Source organism: Bacillus sp. SCT118 (genome assembly GCF_058566435.1).
In genome coordinates, this window is record NZ_CP191225.1 from 2,945,604 (window position 1) to 2,958,399 (window position 12,796).

At 45.5% G+C, this 12,796-nt stretch carries 11 protein-coding genes and 3 pseudogenes; 9 read left to right on the forward strand and 5 right to left on the reverse strand.

Annotation, left to right across the window (positions count from 1 at the left end):
- The first annotated feature begins 111 nt into the window (after positions 1–111).
- Positions 112–1,011, forward strand: coding sequence for an SDR family oxidoreductase (locus ACQVGT_RS15080; protein WP_015483051.1), 900 nt, complete (start codon positions 112–114; stop codon positions 1,009–1,011).
- A 46-nt stretch (positions 1,012–1,057) separates the two neighbouring features.
- Here ACQVGT_RS15080 and comK read toward each other — a convergent pair whose 3' ends face one another.
- Entirely contained in the window at positions 1,058–1,636 is a 579-nt protein-coding gene (gene comK, locus ACQVGT_RS15085; protein WP_015483050.1) for a competence transcription factor ComK, read from the reverse strand.
- 292 nt (positions 1,637–1,928) lie between these two features.
- Here comK and ACQVGT_RS15090 point away from each other — a divergent pair, with 292 nt between their 5' ends.
- Complete coding sequence (locus tag ACQVGT_RS15090; protein ID WP_003233142.1) at positions 1,929–2,162, forward strand: IDEAL domain-containing protein; 234 nt, start codon at positions 1,929–1,931, stop codon at positions 2,160–2,162.
- Between the two features lie 27 nt (positions 2,163–2,189).
- Here ACQVGT_RS15090 and ACQVGT_RS15095 read toward each other — a convergent pair whose 3' ends face one another.
- A complete protein-coding gene (locus ACQVGT_RS15095; RefSeq protein ID WP_015483049.1) occupies positions 2,190–3,047 on the reverse strand; it encodes an SDR family oxidoreductase in 858 nt (285 codons plus the stop codon).
- 111 nt (positions 3,048–3,158) lie between these two features.
- On the opposite strand from ACQVGT_RS15095, the gene ACQVGT_RS15100 reads away from it, so the two are divergent.
- From ACQVGT_RS15100 to phoE, 7 genes and pseudogenes are all read left to right on the forward strand, one after another.
- Complete coding sequence (locus ACQVGT_RS15100; RefSeq protein ID WP_015483048.1) at positions 3,159–4,688, forward strand: FAD-dependent oxidoreductase; 1,530 nt, start codon at positions 3,159–3,161, stop codon at positions 4,686–4,688.
- A gap of 255 nt (positions 4,689–4,943) precedes the next feature.
- A pseudogene (gene hemAT, locus ACQVGT_RS15105) lies at positions 4,944–5,321 on the forward strand (heme-based aerotactic transducer HemAT); the annotation flags it as partial.
- A 6-nt stretch (positions 5,322–5,327) separates the two neighbouring features.
- Entirely contained in the window at positions 5,328–6,125 is a 798-nt protein-coding gene (locus ACQVGT_RS15110) for a methyl-accepting chemotaxis protein (protein ID WP_404840991.1), read from the forward strand.
- A gap of 134 nt (positions 6,126–6,259) precedes the next feature.
- The gene (locus ACQVGT_RS15115) at positions 6,260–6,820 is read left to right on the forward strand and encodes a biotin transporter BioY (RefSeq protein WP_015383271.1); all 561 of its coding nucleotides are present in this window, start codon (positions 6,260–6,262) and stop codon (positions 6,818–6,820) included.
- A 4-nt stretch (positions 6,821–6,824) separates the two neighbouring features.
- Positions 6,825–8,265: pseudogene (locus tag ACQVGT_RS15120) on the forward strand (acyl-CoA synthetase).
- Positions 8,262–9,356, forward strand: coding sequence for an acetyl-CoA C-acyltransferase (locus tag ACQVGT_RS15125; RefSeq protein ID WP_015383269.1), 1,095 nt, complete (start codon positions 8,262–8,264; stop codon positions 9,354–9,356). Before ACQVGT_RS15120 ends, ACQVGT_RS15125 begins: the two are co-directional and overlap by 4 nt.
- 70 nt (positions 9,357–9,426) lie before the next feature.
- A complete protein-coding gene (gene phoE, locus ACQVGT_RS15130) occupies positions 9,427–10,008 on the forward strand; it encodes a phosphatase PhoE (RefSeq protein WP_003233157.1) in 582 nt (193 codons plus the stop codon).
- A 31-nt stretch (positions 10,009–10,039) separates the two neighbouring features.
- On the opposite strand, the gene ACQVGT_RS15135 is transcribed toward phoE, so the two are convergent.
- The 3 genes and pseudogenes from ACQVGT_RS15135 to ACQVGT_RS15145 all read right to left on the reverse strand — a co-directional run bounded on the left by ACQVGT_RS15135 (position 10,040) and on the right by ACQVGT_RS15145 (position 12,717).
- Positions 10,040–11,011, reverse strand: coding sequence for an ABC transporter substrate-binding protein (locus ACQVGT_RS15135; RefSeq protein ID WP_015483045.1), 972 nt, complete (start codon positions 11,009–11,011; stop codon positions 10,040–10,042).
- Between the two features lie 215 nt (positions 11,012–11,226).
- The gene (locus ACQVGT_RS15140) at positions 11,227–12,219 is read right to left on the reverse strand and encodes an NADPH:quinone oxidoreductase family protein (protein WP_003233163.1); all 993 of its coding nucleotides are present in this window, start codon (positions 12,217–12,219) and stop codon (positions 11,227–11,229) included.
- Between the two features lie 71 nt (positions 12,220–12,290).
- A pseudogene (locus ACQVGT_RS15145) lies at positions 12,291–12,717 on the reverse strand (GNAT family N-acetyltransferase).
- Between the last annotated feature and the right edge of the window lie 79 nt (positions 12,718–12,796).

A 12,796-nucleotide genomic window follows, 5' to 3' on the forward strand; every position in this document is an offset into this window, starting at 1 on the left:
TTTTCTTGTTTTCTTTGGTCCTTCAGTGTTCAAACTGCCAACACATGTTTTTCTGCTTATGCTCAGGGGTACACATACGAATGTACACCAAACAGAAAAGGAGCGTTGCTGATGTCTGATTCAAATCTTACGAATCCTATAAAAGCATTTTTTCATGATGAATTTCCCGAACAATATCAAGAACCGCCAGGCCTGCAAAAGAACATGAAGCCTGTCCCTGATTGCGGAGAAAAAAGCTACAAAGGATCAGGTAAACTAACGGGTCGAAAAGCGCTTGTCACGGGCGGCGATTCCGGTATCGGCCGCGCTGCCGCGATTGCTTACGCCAGAGAAGGTGCCGATGTGGCCATTAACTACTTGCCCGAGGAACAGCCAGATGCTGAAGAGGTAAAAGAACTGATTGAAGCAGAAGGCCGAAAAGCAGTGCTGATCCCCGGAGATTTGAGCGACGAATCCTTTTGCCAAGATCTAGTCAAACAGTCGCATCACGAACTCGGCGGACTTGATGTGCTAGCGCTCGTTGCAGGCAAACAGCAAGCGGTCGAAAACATCGAAGATCTGCCTACTGAACAAATCTATAAAACATTTGAAGTGAACGTCTTTTCCCTTTACTGGGTTGTAAAAGCGGCGCTTCCGTATTTGCCGGAGGGAGCTTCAATTATCACAACTACCTCAGTTGAAGGCTATAATCCAAGCCCGATGCTGTTAGATTACGCAGCAACGAAAAACGCCATTATCGGCTTTACCGTCGGACTGGGAAAACAGCTTGCTTCCAAAGGCATCAGAGTAAATTCAGTTGCGCCCGGACCAATTTGGACACCGCTGCAAATTTCCGGCGGACAGCCGACGGAAAACATCCCGAAATTCGGACAAGGCACGCCGCCAGCTCCATTACATCGCGCTGGACAGCCAGTGGAATTGGCCGATGTTTATGTATTTCTAGCTTCAGAGAATTCAAGCTATGTGACATCTCAGGTATATGGCATCACCGGAGGAATTCCGACGACATAGCTTTATGAAAGGAGCTGCCCTGTTCGGTCAGCTCCTTCCTATTTTTCTAATACCGTTCCCCGAGCTCACGCAAAATAAAATCATAAATCATCTTCGTCCGCTCTTCTTTCGGGTACAGCATAAATTCCTGTCTTTTCGGAACGCTGTGGTCGATTCTGTCTTGGAATTTGGTTCTGAGCCACGCTGTTCGGTATACCTGGTTCTCGAACGAATTATAAGAGATCGGCAGCTCCATCGTTTTCCCATTCGAAAACGTCACTTCCGTATCGTCGAATTCAGTCGCTTTGAATTCTTTTACATGCACATGGGAAATCCAGCCGCATTGGGGTCTTGTCGAAGAAAGTGTAGGGAATAAAAAGATTTGGTTCGAAGGGTCCACCATGATTGGCGGCTTGTGTGAAATTTTTGTCACTTCATAAGTTCCTGCTTTTCTTCCCGCATAGCTTGATCCAAAAAATCGGCAGCTTCTGTCAACAATTTGCAGCGGCTTCATGTTGACATAAAACACGCAATCTTTTTCAATAATTCTGGAACAGATTTTGCCGTCTATTTCTTCTGGCAGCACGGCAATTGTTGCGCCGTTCACTTCATACGATTCTAAAGGTGCGTCTGTTTTCTGACTCATATTATGGCCTCCATCCTTTTTCTGCAAAATTTATACTAATAATCTATCATCTGTTTTTGTAAAACGACAGGTTTTTTTAACATTTAAGATAAAATCATCTTTTAATGATATTTAATGGTACTAAATTACTAGTAATAAACCGATTTTACTTTCATAAGACTTGCCGGTTTACGGCATTTTGCAGGATATGTCGATAGATTGCCAAGTATTAGTTGTCTAAAAATTATAAAAATTTATTGATTTTTTCGACCGTTATCCATATACTATAAAAAAGGCATTGGGGGGATTCTTTATGAAAGAGAAAAAATCGTACACTGAGCTCATGAAGTCCCGCAACACGCAAAAAACAAAAGAATTCGATGTCACAATGACGGATATTTACATTCAAATGGTGCTCGATGAATCCTTGTATAACCGTCGGCTTGCCATGCTGACGGACCAAATTAACAAAGCCTTGGACGAAAAAGATAAAGATGCGTTTCTTACGCTCTCTAAAGAATATGCAGCGCTCAAGCAGAGCGAATAAGCCAATCCTTCAAGGATTGGCTTTTTATTATCCGTTCACAATTGTTCCGCCATTGACGTGAATCGTCTGTCCTGTGACGTATGTGGAATCGTCGCTGGCAAGGTATAGATAGCTTGGCGCCACTTCGACCGGCTGTCCCGGGCGTTCCATCGGCACGTCTGAACCAAACACTTCCACGTCTTTTGCGGCAAAGCTGGCCGGGATAAGCGGTGTCCAAATGGGACCCGGTGCCACTGCATTGACCCGTATGCCCTGCTGAACAAGCGACTGGGAAAGAGACCTTGTAAACGTAACGATCGCGCCTTTTGTCGCTGAATAATCAATCAGCGTTTTATTGCCTTTATAGGCGGTAATTGAAGCGGTATTAATAATAGAGCTCCCTTTTTTTAAATGAGGCAGCACTGCCTTTGTTAAGTAAAACATGGAAAAAATGTTTGTTTGGAAGGTTCTGATCAGCTGGTGGCTGGTGATTTTTTCAATACTGGGCTGGACATGCTGCTCAGCTGCATTGTTAACCAATATATCAATGGATGGAAACACTTGGCTTGCCTGCGCGACCACATCATTGCAAAACGCTTCATCCCCGACATCTCCTGCAATCAGCAGGCATTTTACCCCTTCCTTTTCTACATACTGCTTTGTTTCCTCGGCATCCTGATGTTCATTCAAATACACAATGACCACATTAGCCCCTTCTTTTGCGAATAACACCGAGACAGCGCGTCCAATCCCGCTGTCTCCTCCAGTAATAATAGCGGTTTTGCCCTCTAATTTTTTCGCTTTCTTCGGCTTATCAAAAACCGGACGCGGGTCCATGAGATATTCAAAACCAGGCTGCTGGTTCTGGTGCTGAGGCGGTAATGTTTTCTTTTTTTGATTCGCCAATGAAATCACTCCTTTTCAACCTTATTATGTTATGAACAATGCCTGCTTCCTATGTATGAAAAGATAGAATATGGAAAAATTAAGAATAAATCTGATTGGAGGTATAACGGCTTGGCTAATCAACATTTTGCAAAGGAAGCACCTGAAACATACTGGAAAACATCAACTGACCTGCCTTCTTTTCCTGCGCTTCAAAAGGACACTGAATGTGACGTCACCATTATCGGAGGCGGGATTACAGGAATCACAACGGCATATGAACTTACGAAGAGAGGCTTCCGTGTCGTTTTGATTGAAGCAAATCAGGTTCTTAACGGAACCACTGCGCATACAACTGCTAAAGTTACCGCACAGCATGACATGATATACGACGAATTTATCCGCAATTTCGGATTAAACCATGCGAGGCTTTATTATGAAGCAAACCAAAATGCAATTGATTACATAAAAGGCATTGTGGATGAACATCAAATTGATTGTGAATGGATCGAGCAAGACGCATATCTTTATACGGCAAATGAAAACGCTGTTCAAAAAATCCGCACCGAGCATGAGGCATACACAAAGCTCGGAATTGAAAGAGACCTTATCAAGGATCTTCCAATTCCCTTAGGTTCTAAGCTGGCGCTTGTCATGAAGAATCAAGCTCAATTTCATCCGCTTCAATACTTAAAAGCGCTTCTGGAGCAAATTGTTCAAAAAGGCGGCCGAATTTATGAAGAGACCGTTGCGCTTGATATCAAAAAAGGCGAAAGGCCCGAAGTGGTAACAAAAAGCCGGCACGCTATTAAGAGCCGCTTTATCATATGCTGTTCCCACTTCCCTTTTTATGACGGAGGCGGATTATATGCTGCGAGAATGTACTCCGACAGATCTTATGTCCTTGCCATCAAGCCGAAGATCGAGTATCCCGAGGGCATGTATTTGAGTATCGATCAACCGTCAGTGGCGCTCCGCTATACGGTTGTAAACGGTGAAAAGCTGATTCTCTTCAGCGGAGTAAGCCATAAAACAGGCCAGGGAAAAGACATGTCTACACATTATGAAACACTAAGACAACTGGCCGAAAGCACCATCGGCATCGAAAGCATTCCATATTATTGGTCCACCCAAGATCTAGTGACGATCGACAAAATCCCGTTTATCGGGCCGATGTCGGAAAATGAGGACAATATTCTAGTAGCGACCGGGTTCAAAAAATGGGGCATGACGTCCTCAGCAGTCGCAGCTACTTTATTGTCAGACCTTGTGGAGAAAAAAGACAATCCATACGAAAGCATTTTCACTCCGTCCCGTTTCCATCTGAATCCCGGGTTGCAGAAAGTGATTTCCTACAATGCCGATGTCGCCAAGCATTTGATTAAAGGAAAGCTTGAAAAGCCTGATGTCCAATTTGAAGACATTTCGCCAGGAGAAGGGAAAGCCGTCACCATAAACGGCAGGCGAGCGGGAGCATTTCGGGATGAGACAGGCTGCTTCCATCTCGTTGATACGACTTGTACCCATTTAGGCTGCGAAGTCGAGTGGAACGACAGTGAGCATACGTGGGATTGTCCGTGCCACGGATCACGCTTTAAGCCATCTGGCGAAGTTGTAGAGGGTCCGGCCATTAAACCATTAAAACAAATAGATCTCGATTAAACCGTTCATTTTAATGAACGGTTTTTCAAATATTTTTCATCTGCAGCTTCATTCATGTTTCCCTTAGCCGATAAAAAAGAAAAAGGCTTAAAAAGCCAAAAAGTAAAAATTATATTTTTCCCAAGGGGGATCATTGTATTGTTATTTAAAAAAGACAGAAAACAAGAAACAGCTTACTTTTCAGATTCAAACGGACAACAAAAAAACCGCATTCAGCTCACAAACAAACATGCAGATGTCAAAAAACAGCTCAAAATGGTCAGGTTGGGAGATGCTGAGCTTTACGTGTTAGAGCAGCTTCAGCCACTCATTCAAGAAAATATCGTATGCATCGTTGATGCGTTTTATAAAAACCTTGACCATGAAAGCTCATTGATGGATATCATTAATGATCACAGCTCAGTTGACCGATTAAAACAAACGTTAAAACGGCATATTCAGGAAATGTTTGCAGGCGTTATCGATGATGAATTTATTGAAAAGCGTAACCGAATCGCCTCCATCCATTTAAGAATCGGCCTTTTGCCAAAATGGTATATGGGTGCGTTTCAAGAGCTCCTTTTGTCAATGATTGACATTTACGAAGCGTCCATTACAAATCAGCAAGAACTGCTGAAAGCCATTAAAGCAACAACAAAAATCTTGAACTTAGAACAGCAGCTTGTCCTTGAAGCGTTTCAAAGCGAGTACAACCAAACCCGTGATGAACAAGAAGAAAAGAAAAACCTTCTTCATCAGAAAATTCAAGAAACCTCTGGATCGATTGCCAATCTGTTTTCAGAAACAAGCAGATCAGTTCAAGAGCTTGTGGACAAATCTGAAGGCATTTCTCAAGCATCCAAAGCCGGCACTGTAACATCCAGCACTGTTGAAGAAAAGTCGATCGGCGGAAAAAAAGAGCTAGAAGTCCAACAAAAACAGATGAACAAAATTGACACAAGCCTTGTCCAAATCGAAAAAGAAATGGTCAAGCTGGATGAAATCGCGCAGCAAATTGAAAAAATCTTCGGCATCGTCACAGGCATAGCTGAACAAACAAACCTTCTCTCGCTTAATGCATCTATTGAATCCGCCCGCGCCGGAGAACACGGCAAAGGCTTTGCTGTCGTGGCAAATGAAGTACGGAAGCTTTCTGAGGACACGAAAAAAACCGTCTCTACTGTTTCTGAGCTTGTGAACAATACGAATACACAAATCAACATTGTATCCAAGCATATCAAAGACGTGAATGAGCTAGTCAGCGACAGTAAAGAAAAAATGACGCAAATTAACCGCTTATTCGATGAAATCGTCCACAGCATGAAAATCAGCAAAGAGCAATCAGGCAAAATCGACGTCGATCTGCAAGCCTTTCTTGGAGGGCTTCAGGAAGTCAGCCGCGCCGTTTCCCATGTGGCCGCTTCCGTTGATTCGCTTGTCATCCTGACAGAAGAATAACCATCAAAAACCGGTCTGCCATACGGCCGGTTTTTTTGCGTTCATTATGTAAACTTAAATTAAAAATCAGTTGACATAATAATTACCTGCATTTATTGTATAACCATATTTGATTACTGTTTGGAGGATTTCACATGCTGAAATTAATCGACATGATGCATATTGCTATTTTCACCGCACTGATGGCAGTGCTCGGCTTTATGCCCCCTCTCTTCTTATCCTTTACACCTGTTCCGATTACATTGCAAACGCTTGGTGTCATGCTGGCAGGCAGCATCCTCAGGCCAAAGTCTGCTTTCTTAAGCCAGCTTGTCTTTTTGCTGCTCGTCGCCTTCGGAGCGCCGCTGTTGCCCGGCGGACGAGGCGGTTTTGGTGTGTTTTTCGGACCGAGCGCAGGCTTTTTGATTGCTTATCCCCTCGCTTCATGGCTTATCAGTTTAGCCGCTAACAGGATGCGGAAGGTGACAGTATTGCGTCTCTTTTTCACTCATATTGTATTCGGCATCATCTTTATTTATCTGCTTGGTATACCGGTACAAGCTTTTATCATGCATATTGATTTGTCACAGGCCGCCTTCATGAGCCTTGCATATGTGCCCGGTGATTTGATAAAAGCGGCTGTATCTGCATTTCTGGCGATAAAAATCACTCAAGCCTTGTCTCTTTCTGATACGATGTTTACGAAAGGAGGCTGATTTTATGACAATTACTCATACCTATTCATCTATTGCCGCAACATCGCCCGGGCGTGTGGCGATCCAGACTGAATCGGAGCAAATCACGTACCAGGATTGGGATCGGCTTGTCTTTCAAACCGCAAATTGGCTGCGGTCACAGCCGAGCATGCCGAATCGTGTGGCGATCCTGCTCCCAAATAGTCTGGCGTTTTTACAGCTGTTTGCCGGAGCCGCAGCGGCTGGATGTACGGCAATTCCCATCGACACACGCTGGAGCCCGGCTGAATGCAAGGAGAGGCTGTCCATAAGCAATGCGGATCTTGTGGTTACTTTAGCCTTTTTCAAAAACAAACTGACAGATAGCCAGACACCTGTTGTTTTTCTGGATAACTGTATGGCAGATATTTCTGAAGCAGCCGCTGATCCCTTGCCTACCATTGATCCGGAGCACCCTTTTTATATGGGATTTACATCGGGCTCGACAGGAAAACCGAAGGCCTTTACGCGATCTCACCGCTCATGGATAGAGAGCTTTACCTGTACAGAAACAGATTTTTCGATTTCATCAAATGACACGGTATTGATTCCCGGGACGTTAATGTCCTCTCACTTCTTATACGGGGCAGTCAGCACTTTGTTTCTCGGAGGAACCGTTTGTTTGCTGAAAAAGTTTTCTGCTGCCAAAGCGAAGGAATGGCTGTGCCGTGAATCCATCAGTGTTCTCTATACCGTACCGACGATGACAGACGCCCTCACAAGAATTGAGGGTTTTCCCGACAGTCCTGTCAAAATCATTTCATCCGGCGCAGACTGGCCGGCAGAATCCAAGAAGAAGCTTGCCGCTGCATGGCCTCATCTCAAGCTGTACGATTTTTACGGCACATCAGAGCTTAGTTTTGTGACGTTTTCTTCACCGGAAGACAGCAAACGGAAGCCGCATTCAGCGGGCCGCCCTTTTCATAATGTCCGGATCGAAATCCGCAACGCTGAAGGAGAATGCTGTCAGCCAGGGGAAGTCGGAAAAATATTTGTCAAAAGCCCGATGCGGTTTTCCGGCTATGTGAACGGCAGCACACCAGATGAATGGATGACAGTGGATGATATGGGCTATGTTGATGAGGATGGCTTTCTATACATATCAGGAAGAGAAAACGGGATGATCGTGTACGGAGGATTAAATATTTTCCCAGAAGAAATTGAACGTGTGCTTCTCGCCTGCCCAGAGGTTGAAAGCGCGGCTGTCATTGGCATTCACGACGAGTATTGGGGAGAAATCGCTGTAGCTGTCATTCTTGGAAACGCTAATGCCAGAACACTGAAAGCCTGGTGTAAACAGAAATTAGCCTCCTATAAAATCCCGAAAAAATGGGTGTTTGCAGACAGCTTGCCGGAAACGAGCAGCGGAAAAATTGCCCGTTCCAGAGTGAAAAAATGGCTGGGAAAGGGACGTACAGTATAAATGAATGCCGTTATTGTTGATGCAAAACGAACGATCTTTGGAAATCAAAACGGACTGCTGAAGCCCTTCCTGCCGGAGGATTTGGCGGCTCCCATCATCCGCTGTCTCAGCCGAAAGCTAGAGGATCAAATTGACGAGGTCATTCTCGGAAATGCTACCGGCAGAGGCGGCAACCTCGCCAGACTGTCAGCCCTTCAAGCCGGACTGCCTTTATCGGTTCCCGGAATGACAATTGACAGACAGTGCGGCTCCGGCCTTGAAGCTGTGCGCTATGCCTGCAGCCTTATTCAAGCGGGAGCCGGCACGATGTATATCGCGGGCGGCTCAGAAAGCAGCAGCCAATCCCCTTTTTCAGAACGGGCCCGCTTTTCTCCAGATGCCATCGGCGATCCCGACATGGGAATCGCAGCAGAATATACGGCAGCACGTTATTCCATCAGCAGAAACATGCAGGATGAGTACGCGCTTCTCAGCCATCAACGCAGCAGGAACGCGCATGATGGAGGATTTTACCGTGAAGAAATTGTTCCTCTCGGGGAATTGGAGACAGACGAAGCATTTTTGAAAACACGTCCGATAAAAGCGATTATTCCCCGCGCAAAGCCGGTTTTCGACACCAGCTCCGGAACAGTCACAGCAGCCAACAGCAGCGGCATAGCAGACGGAGCAGCGGCTCTTTTGGTAATGAAAGAAGAAAAAGCGGCAGCCCTGGGACTTAAGCCTGTGCTCCGGTTTATCGGCAGCGCAGTCAGCGGGATTCATCCCAACTATCCGCCCGCGGCTCCGGTTGATGCGATCCGTAATCTCTTACATACACACGATGTAACACCTGATGATATCGGTTTATTTGAAATCAATGAAGCCTTTGCCGTCAAAATTTGTGTCTGCTCGCAAGAACTCGGCATTCCCTTTTCAAAAATCAATGTGCGCGGCGGCGCATTAGCTCTTGGCCATCCATACGGTGCATCAGGTGCAGCTCTGGTAACCAGATTGTTTTATGAAGCGAAAAGACGGACAGACTGTCAATATGCTGTTGCAGCCATCGGAAGCGGCGGCGGAATCGGGCTGGCTTTATTATTTGAAGTTCTTGCATAGGCTTTTTCATAGGATGCACGCTTTCGATTTAGTATAATAGTGATATGAATAAAGTCAGGAAGGGGATTTTATGACAGCCGTTTGTTTAGTAAGACATGGAGAAACCGATTGGAACCTGCAGCAAAAATGCCAAGGCAAAACCGATATTCCGCTAAACGCAACAGGTGAACGCCAAGCAAGAGAAACCGGAGAATATGTAAAGGACTTTTCTTGGGATATTATCGTGACGAGTCCGCTGAAAAGAGCGAAAAGAACCGCGGAAATTATTAATGAATATCTGCATCTTCCGATTGTCGAGATGGATGATTTTAAGGAGCGCGATTACGGCGACGCGGAGGGCATGCCGCTGGAGGAACGGACAAAGCGCTATCCGGATAACATCTATCCGAATATGGAAACGTTAGAAGAACTCACTGACAGGCTGATGGGCGGTTTGGCAAAAGTGAACCAGGCGTACCCAAACAAGAAGGTACTGATCGTGGCGCACGGTGCGGCAATTCACGCACTGCTGACGGAAATATCGGGCGGTGACCCGGAGCTTCAAAGCACGCGCCTCGTCAACGCCTGCCTCAGCAACATTGAATTTGCAGAAGAAAAATGGCGGATAAAAGACTATAATATCAACAGCCACTTATCCGGCTTTATCAAATAAGAAAAAGACAGGTGTTTGCCTGTCTTTTCTTTTATTTCTTATCAGCCGGCATCTCTTTTTGAAGCTCGTCCAAAATGGCATTCGCCCCGTCTACACTGCGGCGCAAAGACCACACCGCACGGTCCACGTGGTATACATGCCCATTTTTCACTGCCTTCAGCTTTTTCCAAAGGACATTCTTTTCGATCGGGCGTTTACCGTCGGCGTCGAGGTCATCTGTTTTTCCTGTCATCAGGATGATCACATCCGGATCTGTTTTCAGCAGCTGCTCCAGTGTCATTTTCATATTCACAGAGTCGCCGCCATTGCTTGAATCGCTATTACCTGACGTACTGATTGCATATCGATAGCCGACCTGTGTTAAAAGTCTTGATGTAAAGAAGTTTTCATCCCTGGCCATAATCGTATCATTTGTATTTCCGATCAAAAGCACGGACTGGCTGTTCGCGCTGATTTTCTGCTTTGTCTCGCTAAGCTTTTCTTCATGCGCCGTCAGCTTTTTCTCCATTTCCTTCTCCTTGCTGACTGCTTTTGCAATCGTAAGTGAAGCGTCAATTGTATCCTGATAATCAGCATTTAAATTATTAAGCGCAATCGTCGGCGCTATTTTTTTCAGCTGATCGTACACCTTCTTATGCCGGGTTGTGTCAGCAATAATTAAATCGGGTTTTAATGAAGCGATTTTTTCCATGCTTGGCTGTGAGCGAGTGCCGACAGATGTGTAGCCGTCAATTTTCTTCAGCACATCCTTGTTGATCAGCTGCTTCGCTTTGTTGTCATCGGCAACCCCGACAGGCGTAATGCCGAGATCAAGCAGTGTATCAATAAAACCAAGCTCAAGAACAACAACCCGCTTCGGATGCTCAGGCACATTTGTCTTCCCTAAATCATGTGTTACCGCCACTTTATGTTCTATACTGTTTTGATTGCCGCTTGAAGACGAGCAAGCAGCCGTTAAGACAGAAAGAAGTAAAACTGTAAGAATAATCAGTGTTTTTTTCATATGTTCCAGTCTCTCCTGTTGGTAGTTTCTATGGTTAAGATGTCCAAGAGTAGTATAACACGGAATGAGAATCATTATCACCAATTATTTTAAAATGAGAAGAGAAAGTTCGGTTTACAGGAAAATCTTGTTTCGCGACACAGCAGTTCAGCAGCTGATCATCCTGTCCACAAAAAAGCTTGCAGAAAAATAACATTCTCTGCAAGCTGATCCTGTTAAAGCTTCACAATCACTCTTCCTTGAATGCGATTTTGCAAAATATCTTTTAACGCACCCGGCGTTTCTTCCAATGATACTTCCCTGTCTACGATGGTCAGCAGCTGATCAGGCTTGAGATCAGAAGACATGCGCTCCCAAACAGCGGCTCTGACGTCCATCGGACAGTATACTGAATCGATTCCGAGCAGGCTTACTCCGCGAAGAATAAAAGGATACACCGTTGCCGGAACTTCTCCTCCTCCGGTTAAGCCGCTCACCGCGACAGATCCGCCGTATTGAATTTTGCTTAAAAGCGAGGCAAGCTGTTTTCCGCCGACTGGATCAACCGCTCCCTGCCATTGCTGCTTGGACAGCGCCTTAAGCGTTCCGTCATAGACATCTTCCCTGCTGATTACTTCGCTTGCACCGAGCTGTTTCAAATAATCAGCCGCCTCCCGGTTTCCGGTGCTTGCCACCACATCATAGCCCCGCTTGTTCAGCATCGATACCGCAATTCCGCCGACACCGCCAGTTGCTCCTGTGACTAGCACGCTGCCTTTTTCCGGAGACAGACCGTTCTGTTCAAGCCGATGCACTGATAACGCCGCAGTAAATCCCGCCGTTCCGTACACCATCGCTTCTTTTAACGAAAGATTCTGTGGCAAAGGCACCAGCCAGTCACCAGGCACCGAAGCGTATTCACTTAATCCGCCATCACGGGAGACACCGAGCTCATAGCTTGTCGCGATCACCTCATCCCCCTCCGCAAAACGCGGATCATTGGAAGAGACGACCGTACCCGCAGCATCGATGCCTAAAATAAGCGGATACTCTCTGACAATATTGCCTCCTGCTTTTCCGGCCAGACCATCTTTGTAATTGATGCCGGAATAAGCAACTTTAATCAGGACACCATCCTTCGGCAAATCCTCTGTTGATATGGTTTTCACATGGACTGAAACATCATCGGCATTTTTTTCTGCCTGCAATGCTTGAAATAACGTTGACATTCGGCACACTCCTTTTCATTTATATCGTAACCGAAGAACGTTCAAAAAACCAAATCATCAAGCCGCCATTTTCACTTCGCCGGCACATTGAGACGATAATGGACAAATGCGGTATCCTCTTCATAGCCGTTTTGCTCATACAAGCTTCTTGCCTTCCGGTTGTGGTCTCAGTCTGAAGTGCTAAACATTTTGCCCCCCTGCATAAAGCAGCCGGCCACCGGCTCCCTTTGTACGCGCCTGAGGAACGACAAATAAGTCATTTAATATGTAGATCCTTTTCATTGACACAGAAGAAAACGTTGGATAGAGCTGGGTAAAGCCTATGAATTCTCCATTTTCTTCTGCTATCAAAATAACAGACTCGTGATTTTCCAAACGAGCTTTCAAAAAAGCCTCTGCCCCTTGCAAATCAGATGCCTGTCTATAAAATTCCCGATATTGGTTAAACAACGGCGCAATGGCGGCCACATCTGATGTCTTTGCTTGGCGAATGTTCATCTCATTTCTTCCTCCCTCTTCTATCCCTAATAGAATTTTCTGTAAAGTTTATTTTCCAGAATACTTTTATCATCATGCA

Bases quoted from the DNA above. Each gene is read 5' to 3' on its own strand.
- ACQVGT_RS15090 (WP_003233142.1), top strand. From the start codon at position 1,929: ATGAAAGAGAAAAAATCGTACACTGAGCTCATGAAGTCCCGCAACACG.
- ACQVGT_RS15125 (WP_015383269.1), top strand. From the start codon at position 8,262: ATGAATGCCGTTATTGTTGATGCAAAACGAACGATCTTTGGAAATCAA.
- ACQVGT_RS15080 (WP_015483051.1), top strand. From the start codon at position 112: ATGTCTGATTCAAATCTTACGAATCCTATAAAAGCATTTTTTCATGAT.
- ACQVGT_RS15135 (WP_015483045.1), bottom strand. From the start codon at position 11,011: ATGAAAAAAACACTGATTATTCTTACAGTTTTACTTCTTTCTGTCTTA.
- phoE (WP_003233157.1), top strand. From the start codon at position 9,427: ATGACAGCCGTTTGTTTAGTAAGACATGGAGAAACCGATTGGAACCTG.
- ACQVGT_RS15140 (WP_003233163.1), bottom strand. From the start codon at position 12,219: ATGTCAACGTTATTTCAAGCATTGCAGGCAGAAAAAAATGCCGATGAT.
- comK (WP_015483050.1), bottom strand. From the start codon at position 1,636: ATGAGTCAGAAAACAGACGCACCTTTAGAATCGTATGAAGTGAACGGC.
- ACQVGT_RS15115 (WP_015383271.1), top strand. From the start codon at position 6,260: ATGCTGAAATTAATCGACATGATGCATATTGCTATTTTCACCGCACTG.